The sequence below is a fragment of the Bradyrhizobium sp. UFLA05-89 genome, from assembly GCF_059803475.1.
In genome coordinates, this window is record NZ_JBANBA010000057.1 from 21773 (window position 1) to 40269 (window position 18497).

The following is an 18497-nucleotide window of genomic DNA, read 5'->3' on the forward strand; positions in this document are numbered from 1 at the left end:
CAAGACGGGTGAGATCATGACTGTGCTTGTCACCGGCGGTGCCGGCTATATCGGAAGTCACACGGTTCTGGCGCTGGCGGAAGCCGGCGAGGACGTCGTCGTGATCGACGATCTCTCCACGGGCTTTTCCGCTTACCTGCCGGAAGGCGTGCCGCTGTTCATTGGGGACGCCGGCGACGAGAACCTCGTCGAAGGTGTGATCGCCCAGCACAACATCGACAGCATCATCCATTTCGCAGGCTCGGTCGTGGTACCGCAGTCGATGCGCGATCCGCTCGGCTACTACCGCAACAACTTCATGACCGCACGCAACCTACTCAATGTCGCAGTCAAGCGCGGTATCAACCGCTTCATCTTCTCGTCGACCGCCGCCGTCTACGGCAATCCTGACCAGGTGCCGGTGCCCGAGCAGGCGCCGACGCGTCCGCTCTCGCCTTACGGCTCCTCGAAGCTGATGACCGAGATCATGCTGCACGACGTCGCCTCGGCCTACGGCATGCAATATGTCGTGCTGCGCTATTTCAACGTGGCCGGCGCCGATCCGCAGGCGCGCATCGGGCTCGCCACCGTCGGCGCCACGCATCTGCTCAAGATCGCAGTCGAAGCCGCCACCGGCCAGCGCGCCAAGATCGACGTGTTCGGCACCGACTATCCGACACCGGACGGAAGCTGCATCCGCGACTTCATCCACGTCACCGATCTGTCGCAGGCGCATCACTCGGCATTGGCTTACCTGCGCCGCGGCGGCCCCTCGATAACGCTGAACTGCGGCTATGGCCGCGGCTATTCCGTGCTCGAGACAATCGATGCCGTGCGTCGGGTTGCCGGGCGCAGCTTTGCGGTCCAGTACGCGCCGCGCCGGCCCGGCGACATCATGACCATGGTCGCCGATACCAGCCGCATCCGCAGCGTGCTGGACTGGAAGCCGCAATATGAGAACCTCGAAACGATTGCGGCCCATGCGCTGGCCTGGGAGGAACAGCTGTTCCGCGAGCGCCACGGCGAGCTTCGCCAGGCGGCGTCGGCCTAGAATCGTTAGGTTTGCAAGTCCTTAATTGGGCTTGAAAAACCCCGTCTGAGCGGGCACAGAGGCCATTCGATCCCTGACGCGCGGGCAGGCTTGCCCCCGGCCGTCAATGGACTACGGATGGCCCAGTTTCCAAAGAAAATCACCGACGATCCCTATGCGGCAGCGATCCTGATTCGCCGCCTTGTCATGGAACAGGGGATCACCTATTGGCGGCGCTATCTGGTCGCCTTCGCGCTGATGGCAACGGCCGCCGGGGCGACCGCGGCCGCGACCTACGTTCTCGGCCAGGTCATCAACCAGGCCTATGTCGACAAGAACGTTCCCGGCATCGCGATGCTGTCCGGCGTGACGGTGATCCTCTTGTTCATCAAGGGCGTGGCGACCTACGGCCACATGGTGATCCTGACCAAGATCAGCAACGCTATCCTCGCCACCAACCAGCGGCAGCTCTTCGCCAAGCTGATGCGCGAAAGCATCGGCTTCTTCTCCGAGCGGCACTCCTCGGAATTCCTGGCGCGCCTCACCGCCGGCGCCAAATCGATCACCGACGTCCTCAACATGCTGGTCAACGCGATCGGGCGCGACCTGTTGATGCTGCTCGCCATGATCGGCGTGATGGTGTGGCAGGATCCGCTGATGTCGTTCATCGGCCTCGTTGCGGTGCCACCGGCAATGCTGGTGCTGCGCAAGCTGGTCAAGCGTATCAAGGGCCTCGCCTACAACCAGTTCACCGGCACCGCGGACATCCTGGAGACCATGCAGGAATCGCTGCAAGGCATCCGCACGGTCAAGGCGTTCACGCTGGAAGACACGATGCAAAGCCGCATCGACGAGAACATCGCAGTCGTGGAGCGCAACGCCAACAAGATGGCGCGCGTCGCCAACCGCTCCAATCCGCTGATGGAGATGCTGGGGGGCTTCGCTGTCGCCGGCTGCCTGCTCTATGGCGGCTACAGCGTGGTCGCACTCGGTGCCACCCCGGGGCAGTTCTTCTCCTTCATGACCGCGTTCCTGATGGCAACCGAGCCGGCCAAGCGGCTGGCGCGGCTCAACATCGACCTCAACAGCCAGCTCGTCGGCGCGCGCATGCTGCTCGAAGTCGTCGACAGCCCGGCGAGCGAGCAATCCGATGACGACAAGCCGGCACTGAAACTGTCGGACGCGCGGATCGAGCTCAGCGATGTCAGCTTCGCCTACCGCGCGGGCGAGACCGTGCTCAACTGCATGAGCTTCACTGCCGAGCCCGGCAAGGTCACCGCGCTGGTCGGCCCTTCCGGCGGCGGCAAGTCGACCGTGCTGGCGCTGTTGCTGCGCTTTTACGAGGCGACGCAGGGTGACATCCTGATCGACGGCCAGCCGATCGCGTCGGTGTCGCGCAAATCGCTGCGCGCGCAGACCGCCTATGTCGGCCAGGACGTCTATCTGTTCCGCGACACCATCCGCAACAACATCGCCTTCGGCAGGTCTGGCGCCAGCGAAGATGAGATCGTCGATGCCGCCAAGGCGGCCTGCGCTCACGATTTCATCATGGGCTTCCCGCTCGGCTACGACACGCCGGTCGGCGAGCATGGCACGCAGCTCTCAGGCGGCCAGCGCCAGCGCATCGCTGTCGCCCGCGCGCTGCTCAAGAACGCCCCGATCATCCTGCTCGACGAGGCCACCGCCGCGCTCGATTCCGAATCCGAGAAGCAGGTGCAGGAGGCGATCGAGCATCTCTGCCGGAACCGCACCACCATCGTGATCGCGCACCGTCTGCACACCATCATGCACGCGGACGCCATCCTGGTGGTCGAGGGCGGCGAGATCGTCGAGCGCGGACGGCATGACGAGCTCTTGCGCCGCTCGGGCCGCTACGCCTCGTTCTTCCGTCTCCAGCATCACGACACCAGCCCGCTGGGGCTGGCGCCAATCAGCGCAACCGCTTAGGAATTCTTATCACCCAAGAGCAGCGAGATCGCTTCATGAACGCCGCCTCCTACGTCATCCCGCTTCCGCCTCAGGCTTCGCTTCCCGTCGTCGGCGAGACCGGCCGTTATCCGGTGCGCCGGATCTGGTGCGTCGGCCGCAACTATCTCGAGCACATCCGCGAAATGGGCAATGACGAGCGCGCCCCGCCGTTCTTCTTCGCCAAGCACGCCGACATGCTGGTGCCCGATGGCGCCACCATCCCCTATCCGCCCCTCACCAAGGACCTGCATCACGAGGTCGAGCTGGTCGTCGCGATGAAGAGCGGCGGTCTCAATATTCCCGCTGAGAAGGCGCTCGACCATGTCTACGGCTATGCCGTCGGCATCGACCTGACCCGCCGCGACCTCCAGATCGCCTCGCGCAAGAAGGAGCGGCCCTGGGAGATCGGCAAGTCGTTCGACGGTTCGGCGCCCTGCTCCGCGGTGCAGCCGGCCTCGAAGATCGGTCATCCGTCGAAGGGCAAGATCTGGCTCACCGTCAACGGTAAGGAAGCCCAGAAGGGCGACCTCACCGAGCTGATCTGGAACGTGCCGGAGATCATCTGGCAGCTCTCGCAGCAGGTGAAGCTCGCTGCCGGCGACATCATCCTGACCGGCACGCCCGCCGGCGTGTCGCAGCTCCAGCCCGGCGACGAGCTCGAATGCGGCGTCGACGGCGTCGGCACGCTGAAGGTCTCGATCGGCCAGCCGGAGTGAAACTCGCACAGCGTCAAGCTCGGAGCGCAGGGCGGATTAGCGAAGCATAATCCGCCACCATGGGCGCGTGGCAACTGAGCACGTCGATTGTTGCTCCAGTCGAAAGGTGGATTACGCTTCGCTAATCCACCTACGCACTGGGAATCAGGACCCCGGAGTGCATTCCGGGGCTTTTCTATATTAGACTGATCCCGGGGCTCGGCCGGCGGGCCAGCATCGCGAATGCGCTGAAACGAGAGGATGTCTCGGATGCCGAACACGACCACGGAGCTTGAAGCACTCCTGATGCAGCGCTCGCTCACCGATCCCAAGCTCGTCGCGGCGTCGGAAGCAGCTCCGGACTTCCGGATCCTGCCGGATGCCACGGTGATCAAGATCGGCGGGCAGAGCGTCATCGATCGCGGCCGCGCCGCGGTTTATCCGCTGGTCGAGGAGATCATCGCTGCGCGCAAGGCCCACAAGCTCCTGATCGGGACCGGCGCAGGCACCCGCGCGCGGCATCTCTATTCGATCGCGGCGGGGCTTCGCCTGCCGGCTGGCGTGCTTTCGCAGCTCGGCGCCTCCGTTGCCGATCAGAACGCCGCGATGCTCGGGCAACTCCTCGCCAAGCACGGCATCTCCGCGGTCAGCAGCGCCGGGCTCTCGTCCGTGCCGCTGTTCCTCGCCGAGGTGAACGCCGTCATCTTCAGCGGCATGCCGCCCTATAGCCTGTGGATGCGTCCCGCGGCCGAGGGTGTGATTCCGCCCTACCGCACCGACGCCGGCTGCTTCCTCGTGGCCGAGCAGTTCGGCTGCAAGGCGATGATCTATGTGAAGGACGAGAACGGCCTCTACACCGCGAATCCCAAGACCTCAGAGAGCGCCACCTTCATCCCAAAAATCTCGGTGGCTGAAATGAAGGCCAAGGGCTTGCAGGACTCGATCCTGGAATTCCCGGTGCTCGATCTCCTCGCCTCAGCGCGCCATGTCCGCGAGGTGCAGATCGTCAATGGCCTCGTTCCCGGCAATCTGACCCGCGCGCTCGCGGGCGAGCATGTCGGCACCATCATCACTGCGAGCTGAAGAGATTAGCGCCATGACTGTCACCAACCAGATCAAGCACGTCGCCTCGCCGCTCGCACGCCAGACCCTTCTCGACGGCGATCTCACGCGCCCGGTTGCAGGTAGCCGCCCGATCAAGCTTCTGCCCTGGGTGCAGGTCGTCAAGATCGGTGGCCGCCTCATGGATCGCGGTCATGAAGCGATTCTCCCGCTCGTCGACGAGCTGCGCTCGCTGCTATCGGAGCATCGCCTGCTGATTCTGACCGGCGCCGGCGTCCGCGCCCGCCATCTCTACAGCGTCGGCCTCGACCTCGGGCTCCCCGTCGGGTCGCTCGCGCCGCTCGCCGCGAGCGAGGCCGGCCAGAACGGCCATATCCTTGCGAGCCTGCTCGCGCCGGAAGGCGTCTCCTATGTCGAGCACCCCACCATCGCGAGCCAGCTCGCCATTCATCTCTCGGCCGCCCGCGCGGTCGTGGGCAGCGCGTTTCCGCCGTACCACCATCACGAATTCCCGACCTCGCGCATCCCGCTGCATCGGGCCGACACCGGCGCGTTCCTGCTCGCCGACGCACTAGGGGCCGCGGGGCTGACGATCGTCGAGGACGTCGATGGCGTCTATACCGTCGATCCCAATGGCGCCGACGGCAAGAAGGCGGAGCTGCTGCGCGAGACCAACGTCGCCGAGCTTGACAAGCTCAAGGGCACGCTGCCGTTCGATCCCGCGCTGCTCGAAGTGATGGCGAACGCGCGGCATATCGCGCGCGTGCAGGTCGTGAATGGTCTCGTTCCGGGCCGGCTCACGGCGGCGCTGCGCGGCCAGCACGTGGGGACGATCATTCAGACCGGCGCCCGCCCGGCGTAGCGTCACCGCCAAGTCCACGAAAACAAAGCCCCGGAGCACGCTCCGGGGCTTCTTGCAATCAGTGGATTACGCTGCGCTAATCCACCCTACGCGCTTCGATCACTTCAACGCCGACATCACGATGAGACCGAGGATCAACGCCGTCAGCGAATATTTCAGCGTGTAGTAGACGTTGCGGTTCCATTCCTTGACCTTGCGGCTCGCAAGGTGGATCTCGTAGAGCTTGCCGAACACCTTGTTGAGCACGCCGACGCTCTCGCCATCGACGTTCTGGGTCGCCGACGCCTTGACGATGTGATGGCTGACCCAGCGATTCATCGCGGTCATGAAGCCAAACTTCATCGGGCGCTCGACGTCGCAGAACAGGATGATGCGGTTGACGTCGGTCGCGTTCTCGGCGCTGTGGATGAAGGTCTCGTCGAACATGAAGGCTTCGCCGTCGCGCCAGACGCATTCGACGCCGTCGACGAGAATCCGGCACTTGTTCGAGTTCGGCGTCACGAGGCCGAGGTGATAGCGCAGCGATCCGGCGAAGGGATCGCGGTGCGCGCCGAGCTTGCCGCCGGGCGGCAGCATCGCGAACATCGCGCCATGCACCGACGGAATCGAGTTCAGAAGCTCCACCGTCTTCGGGCACAGCGTGCGCGCCGAGGGCAGGAAGTCATCGTACCATTTCAGGTAAAAGCGCTTCCAGCCGCTCTTGAAGAACGAATAGAAACCCCAGTCGTTGTTCTTGGCGGCGGCGCGGATGAAGCCCTCATCGAACAGGCGCACCGCCTCGTCGCGGATCGTCTCCCAATTCTCGCTGAGTGGCTTCAGCTCGGGAAACTGCTCGACCGAGATCACCGGCTTGTTCGGCACCGCCGAGCCGGCATACATCAGCACGTTGTAGGGTGCGAGATAGGTCGAATGATCGCCAAGCTGGCGCGCAAAGCGGAGCCGCTGCTTGCCCCGGAAGTGGACGTAAATCGTTGATGCCGCAAGCACATAGAGGATGACAAGTTGCGGCGCAAAGAGCTGTTTCAGCATTTCCCCGATCCCAAGTGACCCAGCCGCGTCTCGTGTAGCCGGGCCCGCCGTCAGCGGCAAGGCGCCGCAGGCGGGTTCCGCCGTTCTCGGCACAGACAGTTGAGACGGCTGGGACTGCGATCAGGCCCGCGCGAGCGCCTGCAGCCCCTTGAAAGTGAGGCGCTTGGGGTCCCTGACGCCTTCGAGATAGAACCGGCGGATGAAGGTGGCGACGGCGTCGCGGTCACAATCGGTCAGCGCGACAACGGCGTCGACCGCGATCTTCTGGGCTTCCATTGGGCTACCCTTAGTTAGCGAGCACCCCGGCCGAGAGAGCCTAGGAGGCGCCGGTTAATCCGGCGTTAACCGTTTGGGCAGCATGGCCGATTCATCTCCGGCCTCGAATACGCAAAACAACGCATGGCGCGGTCGGCCCGTCAGCTCGCGGCGATATCGACGACCGCCTGGGCAAAGGCCTGCGGCGCTTCCTGCGGCAGGTTGTGCCCGATGCCGCCGGTGATCGTCCGGTGCTCGTACCTGCCGGAAAACATCTTCGCGTAGGCGGAGGGCTCCGGGTGCGGTGCCCCATTGGCATCGCCCTCCATGGTAATGGTCGGCACGGTGATCACCGGCAGGCCCGCCAGCCGTTGCTCGACCTCGGCATATTTTGCTTCGCCCTCGGCCAGCCCGAGCCGCCAGCGATAATTATGGATCGCGACGTCGACATGATCGGGATTGTCGAGCGAGGCCGCGCTACGGTCGTAGGTGGCGTCGTCGAAATGCCATTTGGGCGAGGCGAGCTTCCAGATCAGCTTGGCGAAATCATGCGTGTTCTTCGCGTAGCCTTCGCGGCCGCGCTCGGTGGCGAAATAGAACTGATACCACCATTGCAGCTCGGCAGCCGGCGGCAGCGGCATCTTGCCCGCCGCCTGGCTGGAAATCAGATAGCCACTGACTAAGACCATCGCCTTGACGCGCTCCGGCCAGAGCGCCGCAATGATGTTGGCGGTCCGCCCGCCCCAATCGTAGCCGGCGAGCGTCGCCTGCTTGATGTTGAGCGCGTCCATCAGCGCGACGAGGTCGACGGCGAGCGCCCCGGGCTCGCCGTTGCGCATCGTCTCGCCCGACAGGAAGCGCGTCGTGCCATAGCCGCGCAGATGCGGCACGATGACGCGAAAACCGGCCTCCGCCAGCGCAGGCGCGACATCGACGAAACTGTGGATGTCATAGGGCCAGCCATGCAGCAGGATCACCATGGAACCGTCGGCCGGACCGGCCTCGGCGTATCCCACGTTGAGGACGCCGGCATCGATCTGCTTGATCGCGGCAAAGGACGTGTTCGTACCCGGCTTGATCGCGGGCAAGGTCGAGGGGCTCGCCTTGCCGGACTGCGCGGCGGCAGCGCTGCCGAGAACGAATGGTGCGGCGACGCCAATCGCGGCAGTGGTCAGGAAACGACGACGCTCTCTGTTTATCTCTTTTGACATCTTCATCTCCTGCATTTGGAAAGGCGCGCAATGCGGCCGAGCAGCCGCTGAATCGCGACGGATGTACGCGCGATCAAGACGCGCCAAATGGCCGGTCTGCGATAAACACTCTTCGCGCGGCGAACGAGTCACAATTCAGCGAGTGTCGATGGCCTTCTTGAGAACCGCGAACTGCTTCTTCAACCGCGGCACGGCAAAATCCGTGAAGGCCCGCACCTTCGGGACCGAGAGCCGGCCCTGCGGCGAAATCAGGTGCACGGGCATTTCGGGATCCTCGTCGCCGGCAAGCACAATGTCGAGCTCGCCGCGATGCACCTGCTCGGCGACTTGATAGGAATACATCCGCGCGACGCCGCGCCCGGCGACGGCGGAAGCGACCGCTGCATAGGTGCTGTTGATCACGAGCCGCGGCGTGAACTGAACAGTTCGTGGCACCACCGAGCCGGGCTCCGGCGCAAACGTCCAGGAATTCGGCAGGTGGGCCATGGCGACGATCTGATGCTTGGCGAGATCGCCGGGCTGCACGATGCGTGGATGCTGGTTGAGATATCGCGGAGCAGCCACCACGACACGGCGCACGTCGCCGAGCTTCATCGCGACCATCGCGGAGTCCGAGAGAGGACCGATGCGGAGCGCCACGTCGATGCCCTCCTCGATCAAGTTGACCGCCCGGTCGAACAGCAACAGTTTTGCCGACACCGTCGGGTAAGCATCCAGGAACGTGTCGAGGATTGGCCGCAGCACCATCTCGCCGGAGACCACAGGCGCAGTGATCGCAAGCGTTCCGCGCGGCGCGGCACGCGGCCCCGCCGCGATATCGTCGGCCTCCTCCAGCTCGGTCAGCACGCGGCGGCAGATCTCGACATAACGCTCGCCCTCCTCGCTGAGCTTGATCGACCGCGTCGTGCGGTGCAGGAGCTCGGTGCCGACCCGCTCTTCCAGGAAGGCGATGGCACGGCTCACCGCGGCCGGCGACCGACCGAGTTTGCGGCCAGCAGCAGCAAGGCTGCCCTCCTCCACCGTAAGGACGAACACCTTCATCGCGTCGAGACGATCCATGCGCCTTCCGTTGCCCCAGCAAAGTCCGACCGCAAGCTAGGCGCTCGCGCGCGGCACGACAACCGCCGCAAGGGCTGATCCGCCATTCGATCGCGCCGCGAAAGAGTGTCTGCCGGACAGCGCGTATTCGCGCAGACCTCACCGCAGCGTACGTGTCACGGCGAGCCAGTCGCCAGCCGATTGGCACCCGTTCGCCCCAACAATAGGAGCCTATCATGGGTATCGAGCAGAAAGTCGCCATCATCACCGGTGCGTCACAGGGCATCGGCGCCGCCCTCGTCCAAGCCTACCGCGACCGCAATTATCGGGTCGTCGCAACGGCCCGTAGCATCAAGCCGTCGAGCGATGACGAAGTCCTCGCCGTTCCCGGCGACATTGCCGACTGGACCACCGCCGAGCGCGTGGTCTCGCAGGCTGTCGCCCGCTTCGGCCGCGTCGACACGCTGGTGAACAATGCCGGCATCTTCGTCGCAAAGCCGTTCACGCAGTACACGGCCGAGGACTATGCGGCGGTGATGGGCATCAACGTCACGGGTTTCTTCCGCATCACGCAGCTTGCCATCGCCGAGATGGAAAAGCAGGGCTCGGGTCACGTCGTCCAGATCACGACCACCCTCGTCGATCAGGCCAACTCGAACGTACCATCGGTGCTGGCTTCGCTAAGCAAGGGCGGGCTCGCGGCCGCGACGAAGTCGCTGGCAATCGAATACGCCAAGCGTGGCATTCGCGTGAACGCGGTTTCGCCCGGCATCATCAAGACGCCGATGCATCCCGTCGAGACGCATGCCCAGCTCGGCGCGATGCACCCGCTCGGCCACATGGGCGAGACGTCCGACATCGTCAACGCTGTGCTCTATCTCGAGCAAGCCGGCTTCGTGACCGGCGAGATCCTGCATGTCGACGGCGGCCAGAGCGCCGGCCATTGATCCGACAGGAGAGTTCACCGAGCCCATCGTCACCATTCAAGTGACCCGCGAAGGAACGACGGCCGGCGCGACGTCGCTCACCGCGGAGGAGAAAGCCGCGCTGATCAAGGGCTCGCGCCAGTTGCTGCTCGATGTCCTCGGCAAACCGCTGGATTCGACCTTTGTCGTGATCGAAGAGGTCGACACCTACAATTGGGGTTGGGGCGGCCTGCCCGTCCTCAAATTCCGGCGCCGCCGCGCGAGGCAACCAGGCTGATCCGTGCGCGATGAAGCGCGCAGGAGGATGACATGACCGAACTGAATGCAGATGCCCGCAAGCCCCACGCCAACGTCCGGCCGCATGAGCGGCCGGGGGCGGCCTGGCGGTTTGCAATGGCGGGCTTGTGTGCTTCGCTGGTTGGATTAGGTCTCGCTCGCTTCGCCTACACGCCGTTGATTCCAGCCCTGATCGCGGGCAAATGGTTCAGCGCTTCCGACGTTGTCTATCTTGGCGCTGCGAACCTCGCCGGCTATCTCGCCGGCGCGCTGATCGCGCGGCCCGCCGCCGCGCGCGTTGGCGCTGTCCGCGCGCTGCGCATCATGATGCTGCTCGCCACGCTGTCCTGCTTTGCCTGCGCGGTGCCGGTATCCTTCACCTGGTTCTTCGCCTGGCGTTTCCTGGCGGGCTTCACCGGCGGCATCATCATGGTGCTGGCAGCCTCGGTCGTGCTGCCGCACACCTCGCCCGCCAAGCGAGGCATCGTTGGCGGCGTGATTTTCGCAGGTGTCGGCCTCGGCGTCGCCGCCTCGGGCACGCTGGTGCCGCTGTTGCTGCAACAGGGTTTGCGGCAGAGCTGGTATGGGCTCGGGATTCTCTCCGGACTGTTGACCCTTCTCAGCTGGTGGAACTGGCCTGCGGACGGGCCGGCCGAAGCTGCGACTTCAGCTCATCATGCCAAGCATGGTCGCACCTCGCTCGCCGCCCGCGCCCTGTTGGTCCAGTATGGCCTCAACGCCGTGGCACTCGTGCCGCACATGGTCTTCATCGTCGATTTCGTGGCGCGCGGCCTTGGCCAGGGTATCGCGGCGGGATCACACTACTGGGTGCTCTATGGTCTCGGCGCGATCGTGGGGCCGCTGGTCACGGGCCATCTCGGCGACCGGAGCGGATTCGGCCCCTCTTTGCGCGCAGCTTTCCTGATCGAGGCCGCCGCAGTCCTGCTTCCGACGGTCAGCACCGCACCGGTCTCCCTGATCGTGTCGAGCGTGGTCGTCGGCGCCTTCACGCCCGGCATCGTTCCGCTTGTGCTCGGGCGCATCCATGAGCTCATCCGGCACAGCTCCGAGCAGCAGCGTGCCACATGGAGCCACGCGACCACCAGCTTTGCGCTGTTCCAGGCGGCCGCGGCCTATGGCTTCTCCTGGTTGTACGTGCAGACCGGCGGTGACTATCTGGTCCTGTTCGGTCTCGGCGGAGGCGCCGTGATACTGGCGCTGGCGATCGATCTCGGCCTTGCGCTGACTCTGCGCAAGCAATAAGCGCGAGGACGGCTGCACTCACGAATACTGCATCACGCCGTCGTCGACCTTGCCGAAGCGGAGCGAGACGATGTCGATTGCATAGTTCTGATACAGTCGCCACGGTCGCTTCGAGCCCTGCTTCGGCAGCTTTGCAATCGAGCGCTGTACATAGCCCGAGGTGAAATCGAGCGAAGGCTGGGCGGTGACCGTCGCATCGCCATTGTGCGGCACGCATTGGCGGAAATTATGCCGGTCCATGTAGTTGACGATCCGGCAGACATATTCGCAGGTGAGATCGCATTTCAGCGTCCACGACGCGTTGGTGTAGCCGAAGGCCGAGGCGAGGTTGGGCACGTCCGCGTACATCATGCCCTTGTAGGTCAGCGTCTTGGCAAAATCGATCACCCGCCCGTCGACGCTGATCTCGAGTCCGCCGACGATCTGAAGTACGAGCCCGGTCGCAGTGACGATGATATCGGCGGCGAGTTCGCTGCCATCCTTGAGGCGAATTCCGTCTTTCGTGAAGGTGTCGATCTCGTTGGTAACGACGCAGGCACGCTTCTCGCGGATCGCCATGAAGAGGTCGCCATCGGGCACCAGGCACAGCCGCTGATCCCAGGGATTGTAGCGCGGCGTAAAATGCGTCGCGACATCGTAGTCCGGTCCCAGCGCCATCTGGACGCCCTTCAGGATCAAGTCCTTCACCTTGGCGGGCCGACGCCGGCTGAGCTGGAAGAAGAATATGCCCCACATCACGTTGCGCCAGCGGATCAAATGATAGGCGAGCGTCGCCGGCAGGTTGCGGCGCAGCTGGTTGGCGAGCGGATCCTGCGCAGGACGCGACACGACATAGGTCGGCGAACGCTGAAGCATGACGACCTCCGAGGCTTTCTTCGCAAGCTCCGGCACCAGCGTCACGGCAGTGGCGCCCGATCCGATCACCACGACGCGCTTATCGGCGTAGTCGATGTCCTCGGTCCACTTCTGCGGATGCACGATGCGGCCTTTGAAATCCGTAGTGCCCTTGAATTCCGGCGTGTAGCCTTCTTCGTATTTATAGTAGCCGGAGCACATGAACAGGAAATTGCAGGTGAAGCGTACGATCTCGGATGCACCTTCGCTCGTCGGACGCTCGGCTTCGACGGTCCAGCGCGCATCCGGCGTCGACCACGACGCGCGCTTGACGCGATGGCGGACGCGGATCTTCCTGTCGATACCGTTCTCGGATGCCGTCTCGCGCACGTAGTTGAGAATTTGCGGCCCGTCGGCAATCGCCTTCGGATCGGTCCACGGCTTGAAGGAATAGCCCAGCGTGAACATGTCGCTGTCGGAGCGGACGCCGGGATAGCGGAACAGATCCCAGGTACCGCCGATGCAATCGCGCCCTTCGAGGATAACGTAGCTCTTGCCCGGGCATTTCGTCTTGAGATGATAGCCCGCGCCGATGCCGGACAGGCCGGCACCGACGATGAGGACGTCGAAGTGTTCTTGTTGCATGGTTTCCTCCGCCGCCCAAGATTGTCCGGCCATCATTGCCGCTCGTCAATCGCTAATCGGCCTCCGATGCAACCGGGAGGAGAATCCCGTAGTTTCCGGCCTGCAAAACAAAAAGCCCCGGATTGCTCCGGGGCTTCTGCATGTTGCGAGGCGATCGGACCTCAGTAGCGGTAGTGATCCGACTTGTACGGGCCTTCCTGCTTGACGCCGATGTAGTCGGCCTGGTCCTTGCGCAGCTCGGTCAGCTTGACGCCGATCTTCGCGAGGTGCAGACGCGCGACCTTCTCGTCGAGCGTCTTCGGCAGCACGTAGACCTTCTTCTCGTACTTGCCGTCCTTGTTGTTGGCGAACAGCTCGATCTGCGCCAGCGTCTGGTTGGTGAAGGACGCGGACATCACGAAGCTCGGATGGCCCATGGCGTTGCCGAGGTTCACGAGGCGGCCTTCCGACAGCATGATGATGCGGTGCTTGTCGGGGAATTCGATCTCGTCGACCTGAGGCTTGATGTTGGTCCACTTCAGATTGCGCAGAGCCGCGATCTGGATCTCGTTGTCGAAGTGACCGATGTTGCAGACGATGGCGCGATCCTTCATCGCGCGCATATGCTCGATGGTGATGATGTCCTTGTTGCCGGTCGCAGTGACGAAGATGTCGGCGCGGGGCGCGGCGTCTTCCATGGTCACGACCTCGTAGCCTTCCATCGCTGCCTGGAGCGCGCAGATCGGATCGACTTCCGACACCATCACGCGGCAGCCGGCCTGGCGCAGCGAGGCGGCCGAGCCCTTGCCGACGTCGCCGAAGCCCGCGACCATCGCCACCTTGCCCGACAGCATCACGTCGGTGCCGCGGCGGATGCCGTCGACGAGCGATTCACGGCAGCCATAGAGGTTATCGAACTTCGACTTGGTGACGCTGTCGTTGACGTTGATGGCGGGGAAGAGCAGCGTGCCCTTGTTGGCCATCTCGTAGAGGCGATGCACGCCCGTGGTGGTCTCTTCCGAGACGCCCTTGATGTTCTTGGCGATCTCGCCGAACCAGCCCTTGGGCTTCTCCTTCAACAGGCGCTTGATCAGGGCATAGAAGATTTCCTCTTCCTCGGAAGCAGGCTTGTCGAGGAAAGCGGTGTCGCTGTTCTCGGCGCGGACGCCGGCGTGCACCAGCATGGTCGCGTCGCCGCCGTCATCGAGAATCATGTTCGGCGTGCCGCCGCCGTGCCAGTCGAACAGCTTTGCGGTGTAGTCCCAGTATTCGGTCAGCGTCTCGCCCTTCACGGCGAAGACGGGAATGCCAGCCGCGGCGATCGCGGCGGCGGCGTGATCCTGCGTCGAATAGATGTTGCAGGAGACCCAGCGGATGTCGGCACCGAGCGCGGCGAGCGTCTCGATCAGCACCGCAGTCTGGATCGTCATGTGCAGCGAGCCGGCGATGCGCGCGCCCTTCAGCGGCTGCTTCGGACCGAACTCCTCACGGGTGGCCATCAGGCCGGGCATCTCGGTCTCTGCGAGCGAGATCTCCTTGCGGCCGAAATCGGCCAGCGAAATGTCCTTGACGATGTAATCGGTGAAGCCAGGCTTCGCATTCATGTCGAGCTTCCTGTTGTTTGAAAAACTCATTCCGGGGCGCTCGTGAAACGAGCGAACCCGGAATCCAGAGGTTCGAGATCCCGGGTTCACCGCTATCGTGGCGTCCCGGAATGACGGAATTGATCAGACTGCGCGCTTGAGCGGTTCGACGAGGTCGGTCTTCTCCCAGGAGAAGCCGCCTTCGTTGTCGGGCGTGCGCCCGAAATGGCCGTAGGCCGAAGTGCGCGCGTAGATCGGGCGATTGAGGTCGAGATGAGTGCGGATGCCGCGCGGGGTGAGATCCATTGCCTGCGCCGCCGCCTTCTCGAGTTGATCCTCCGGCACCTTACCGGTGCCGTGGGTGTCAATGTAGATCGACAGCGGGCGCGCCACGCCGATGGCATAAGCGAGCTGGAGCGTGCAGCGGTCGGCGAGACCGGCCGCGACGATGTTCTTGGCGACGTAGCGCGCGGCATACGCGGCCGAGCGATCGACCTTGGTCGGATCCTTGCCGGAGAACGCGCCGCCGCCATGCGGGGCCGCGCCGCCATAGGTGTCGACGATGATCTTGCGGCCGGTCAGGCCGGAGTCGCCATCGGGACCGCCGATGTAGAACTTGCCGGTCGGATTGATGTGCCAGATGGTCTTGCCGTTGATCCAATCCTTCGGCAGCGCCTCACGCACATAGGGCTCGACGATGTCGCGGACCTGGTTCGAGGTGAGATCCTCGACCAGGTGCTGGTGCGAGACCACGATCTCGCGCACGCCGACCGGCTTGCCGTTCTCGTACTGCACGGTGACCTGGCTCTTGGAGTCTGGACCCAGGACCTTCTCGCGGCCGGAATGACGCGCTTCGGAGATCAACCGCAGGATCTTGTGGGCATAGAAGATCGGCGCCGGCATCAGGTCGGGCGTCTCGTTGGTGGCGTAGCCGAACATGATGCCCTGGTCGCCTGCGCCCTCTTCCTTGACCTCGCCCGGCTGAAGCGCATCGACGCCCTGCGCGATGTCGGCCGACTGCGGATGCAGGAGGATCTCGATATCCGCGGTCTTCCAGTGAAAACCTTCCTGCTCGTAGCCGATGTCCTTGATCGCGCCGCGCACGACGCTCTCGATCTGCTCGTTGGTGACCGATGCGGGACCACGGGTCTCGCCCGCGATCACGACCTTGTTGGTGGTCGCGAGCGTTTCGCAGGCCGCGCGGATCTGCCACGGGTCAATGCCGGCTTTCGGTCCTTCGCGGTAGAACAGATCGACGATCTCATCGGAGATCCGGTCGCAGACCTTGTCCGGATGGCCTTCGGACACGGACTCGCTGGTGAAGAGATAGGACGCTCGCATCAGTAACCCCTTGTCCCGCCCCGTTGGGCAGTCGTTTGCGATGTTTACTTTTGGATGATGTCAATCGCGCCGGCGCGAGATGACGTAGGATTCGTCGTAAAACCAGAGCCCGTTGTACTTCCGCAGCACGTCCCTGGCAGCATCCAGAGTACGGCCGTTTTGAGTCATTTCCGTCAATCGGTCGTCCTCAATCTGAGCGACATACACCGCCGCATTCCACGCTGCAAAGGCCGTCGAGGTTCCGATGGTACCCGTCACCTCGTTGGGCAGCGCTTCCATATCATACCTGAAGATCGAGCGGTTATCAGCATATGCATTAAAATTTAGATCGCGGCCCAACGATCCGAGCTCATACTTAACTGCGCGCAATAGCTCATGACGGCTCACCGCGAAAGGATTTTCTCCGGGCCAGATCGCCTGGATCATTTCCATGCCCGGATCGTGACCATGAGAGTGAATACCGATCAGGCGCCCCCCTGGCCGCAATGCCCGCGCCAGAGGCGCAATGATCCGCTTTGCCCGAAAATTAACCGAGGACAGGGCGCGGTACGGCTGGGATGCAATAACCAGGTCGAAATTGGCCTCGGTCTGGCCCGGACGCGGAATGGTCGAATCCAGCAGGAATCTGTGATCCTCGCGATAGAGCACGAGGACGACGGGCCGCTCATAGAGCGGCATGGCCGTGCGCGGGCTGATCGCGGCGCGCCAGTTCTGCTCCAGGAACGGCCTCAGCTCGGCGATCTGCTGCTCGAACTCGCCCGAGGAAGCGCCCCGCAGCGGAACTTCGTGCCAGACGGTCGCGGCCGCCGCGGCGGGCGAGGCCGGCGTCAACCAGGGTGCCTCCGAGTAGAACATGTTGGTAAAGACGAAAACCGACGCGGGATGCTCAAAAATGCGGTCCGGCACCTTCTCCAACGTCAGGCGCAGGTCCTCGAGACTGAGCTCCTTGCCGGCGACATAGAACGGCATGTGCGGAAAGCGCTGGTGGGTGGCGCGCAGCACCCGCGCCAGCACGGTGCCGTCACCGACGCCCGCGTCGAATACGCGCAGAGCCGGTGGGCGCGGATGGATGCTGGTGAGCTCGAGCGCCACGCGCTCGGCGATCACGCGTTTCTCGCTGCAGGTATGGACGAACAGCAGGTATTTCTGCCGGTTCTCGAAAAAGCGGAAATTACCGCGCGGATCGCGCTTCTCCGGGGGCACCTGAAGCCCTCGCGGCGGCGGCAGGCCTCCGGTCATCGATGCGGCCATATAGGCCTGGATCCGCTCCAGCGTATCGATGGTGATGCGCTTACCCTCGCGCAGGCGCTGCACCAGCTTCCCATCGTTCACCGCCCGCCGGCCAAACGTCGATTCAGCCATGTCCGCCTTGCGGCAGAACTCGGTGATCTGGCTGAGGATTTCGTCGTTCTTCATGAGTGGGACGGAGGTGGGCAGCGGGTTGGAATAAGCAGTTCCTACCACGGCCTGCCCAATGGGGGAAGTTTGGGTTTTGAATAGATGGCTAGTGCCCTGCCTGACGGTTCAGTCGATCATCTCGTCGGCATTCGACAGCAGCGCGGGCGGCAGGACGAGGCCGAGCGCTTTGGCCGTTTTCAGGTTGATCAGGAGCTCGAACTTGGTCGGCTGATAAATCGGGATGTCGCCGGGCCTGGCTCCCTTCAGGATTTGGTGCACGTCCTGGGCCATGCGCCTGAGCAATTCCGCGAGGTCGACCGTATAGGCCATCAGTCCGCCGGCATCGACGTAATCGCGGTACGGACACATTGTCGGCAGGCGGTATTTCAGGGCGAGTTCGGCAATCAGCTGCCGGTGAGCGTAGAGGTCGCCTTCGCCCGTGATCAAGACTGCGTCCGGCCGTTGCTCGGCCATATCAGTGAAGACACGCTCGATCTCCGTGGTCGTCCCGATGTTCGGGACCATCGAGACCAGTGAAATTCCCAACCGGCTGCTGACATCGCGCAAGGCCTGCCCAAATGAGCCTTCCCACCCGTCACGCATCCCGAGGAAGGCGACGCTCGCAGCCTGAGAGACGGCCTCCTTCAGCAACGCGAGGCGCTTCCCCCAAATCTCGATGCCTGCGTCGAGCGTGATACCGGTCAGGTTGCCGCCGGGTCGGGCCAGACTGGCGATCAGCCCCGCCTTCAGCGGATCCAGCATAAACGCCACAAGCGGTATCGTGCTGGTCGTGGCCTTGAAGGCGACCACGACCGGATTGGTCCCGGTGACGATCAAATCCGGATTGCGCGCCACAATATCCCGGGCGAAATCAGCATAGCGCTCGTGATGCCCCTCGGCGGAATAGCGCTCGACGATCAGATTTTGTCCTTCGACGTAACCCAGCCGACGGAGCTCTCCGAAAAACGCGCGCCACGCCGTCCCCCCGCCCGTTTCGGTCAGGAGGCCAACGGGGATGGCCGGATGGAAGATCGCAATCCGCGGTGGCGTCCCCCGCTGCGCCCGCGCGGGTTGGATCGCCGTGGCAAGCAAGAGACCCGTTGTGAAATCCCGCCGCCTCATT

The 18497-nt window shown here is 63.8% G+C and carries 17 protein-coding genes; 8 read left to right on the forward strand and 9 right to left on the reverse strand.

Annotated elements, in window-relative coordinates:
• Positions 1-16 precede the first annotated feature (16 nt).
• From galE to SO139_RS26245, 5 genes are all read left to right on the forward strand, one after another.
• Positions 17-1030, forward strand: coding sequence for a UDP-glucose 4-epimerase GalE (gene galE, locus SO139_RS26225; protein WP_449379096.1), 1014 nt, complete (start codon positions 17-19; stop codon positions 1028-1030).
• A 117-nt stretch (positions 1031-1147) separates the two neighbouring features.
• Positions 1148-2956 (forward strand): ABC transporter ATP-binding protein, encoded by a 1809-nt coding sequence (locus SO139_RS26230; protein ID WP_498540858.1) that lies wholly within the window; start codon positions 1148-1150, stop codon positions 2954-2956.
• A 35-nt stretch (positions 2957-2991) separates the two neighbouring features.
• The gene (locus SO139_RS26235) at positions 2992-3693 is read left to right on the forward strand and encodes a fumarylacetoacetate hydrolase family protein (protein WP_449379094.1); all 702 of its coding nucleotides are present in this window, start codon (positions 2992-2994) and stop codon (positions 3691-3693) included.
• A 249-nt stretch (positions 3694-3942) separates the two neighbouring features.
• Positions 3943-4755, forward strand: coding sequence for an amino acid kinase family protein (locus SO139_RS26240; protein WP_498540859.1), 813 nt, complete (start codon positions 3943-3945; stop codon positions 4753-4755).
• A gap of 13 nt (positions 4756-4768) precedes the next feature.
• On the forward strand, positions 4769-5596 hold the full coding sequence (locus SO139_RS26245; RefSeq protein WP_498540860.1) for an amino acid kinase family protein: 828 nt from the start codon (positions 4769-4771) through the stop codon (positions 5594-5596).
• Positions 5597-5695: 99 nt separating this feature from the next.
• Here SO139_RS26245 and SO139_RS26250 read toward each other — a convergent pair whose 3' ends face one another.
• The 4 genes from SO139_RS26250 to SO139_RS26265 form a co-directional block, all read right to left on the reverse strand.
• The gene (locus SO139_RS26250; RefSeq protein WP_449379091.1) at positions 5696-6625 is read right to left on the reverse strand and encodes an aspartyl/asparaginyl beta-hydroxylase domain-containing protein; all 930 of its coding nucleotides are present in this window, start codon (positions 6623-6625) and stop codon (positions 5696-5698) included.
• Between the two features lie 120 nt (positions 6626-6745).
• Positions 6746-6901 (reverse strand): hypothetical protein, encoded by a 156-nt coding sequence (locus tag SO139_RS26255; RefSeq protein WP_498540861.1) that lies wholly within the window; start codon positions 6899-6901, stop codon positions 6746-6748.
• A 140-nt stretch (positions 6902-7041) separates the two neighbouring features.
• Entirely contained in the window at positions 7042-8091 is a 1050-nt protein-coding gene (locus SO139_RS26260; protein WP_498540862.1) for an alpha/beta fold hydrolase, read from the reverse strand.
• A gap of 135 nt (positions 8092-8226) precedes the next feature.
• Positions 8227-9150: a LysR family transcriptional regulator gene (locus SO139_RS26265; protein ID WP_498540863.1), complete on the reverse strand. Its 924-nt coding sequence runs from the start codon at positions 9148-9150 to the stop codon at positions 8227-8229.
• A gap of 215 nt (positions 9151-9365) precedes the next feature.
• On the opposite strand from SO139_RS26265, the gene SO139_RS26270 reads away from it, so the two are divergent.
• Genes SO139_RS26270 through SO139_RS26280 form a run of 3 tightly spaced genes read left to right on the forward strand, consistent with a single transcriptional unit; the run spans position 9366 to position 11594 of the window.
• The gene (locus SO139_RS26270; RefSeq protein WP_498540864.1) at positions 9366-10076 is read left to right on the forward strand and encodes an SDR family NAD(P)-dependent oxidoreductase; all 711 of its coding nucleotides are present in this window, start codon (positions 9366-9368) and stop codon (positions 10074-10076) included.
• A complete protein-coding gene (locus SO139_RS26275) occupies positions 10045-10332 on the forward strand; it encodes a tautomerase family protein (protein WP_498540865.1) in 288 nt (95 codons plus the stop codon). Before SO139_RS26270 ends, SO139_RS26275 begins: the two co-directional genes overlap by 32 nt.
• Before the next feature lie 32 nt (positions 10333-10364).
• Entirely contained in the window at positions 10365-11594 is a 1230-nt protein-coding gene (locus tag SO139_RS26280) for an MFS transporter (protein ID WP_498540866.1), read from the forward strand.
• Positions 11595-11612: 18 nt separating this feature from the next.
• Here the strand turns inward: SO139_RS26280 and SO139_RS26285 are convergent, their stop codons facing one another.
• The 5 genes from SO139_RS26285 to SO139_RS26305 form a co-directional block, all read right to left on the reverse strand.
• On the reverse strand, positions 11613-13073 hold the full coding sequence (locus tag SO139_RS26285) for a flavin-containing monooxygenase (protein ID WP_498540867.1): 1461 nt from the start codon (positions 13071-13073) through the stop codon (positions 11613-11615).
• A 161-nt stretch (positions 13074-13234) separates the two neighbouring features.
• Positions 13235-14656 (reverse strand): adenosylhomocysteinase, encoded by a 1422-nt coding sequence (gene ahcY / locus SO139_RS26290; protein WP_498540868.1) that lies wholly within the window; start codon positions 14654-14656, stop codon positions 13235-13237.
• A 123-nt stretch (positions 14657-14779) separates the two neighbouring features.
• On the reverse strand, positions 14780-15976 hold the full coding sequence (gene metK, locus SO139_RS26295) for a methionine adenosyltransferase (protein ID WP_449379083.1): 1197 nt from the start codon (positions 15974-15976) through the stop codon (positions 14780-14782).
• Between the two features lie 60 nt (positions 15977-16036).
• Complete coding sequence (locus tag SO139_RS26300; protein WP_498540869.1) at positions 16037-17392, reverse strand: hypothetical protein; 1356 nt, start codon at positions 17390-17392, stop codon at positions 16037-16039.
• 108 nt (positions 17393-17500) lie between these two features.
• The gene (locus SO139_RS26305; protein WP_498540870.1) at positions 17501-18496 is read right to left on the reverse strand and encodes an ABC transporter substrate-binding protein; all 996 of its coding nucleotides are present in this window, start codon (positions 18494-18496) and stop codon (positions 17501-17503) included.
• Position 18497: the final 1 nt, after the last annotated feature.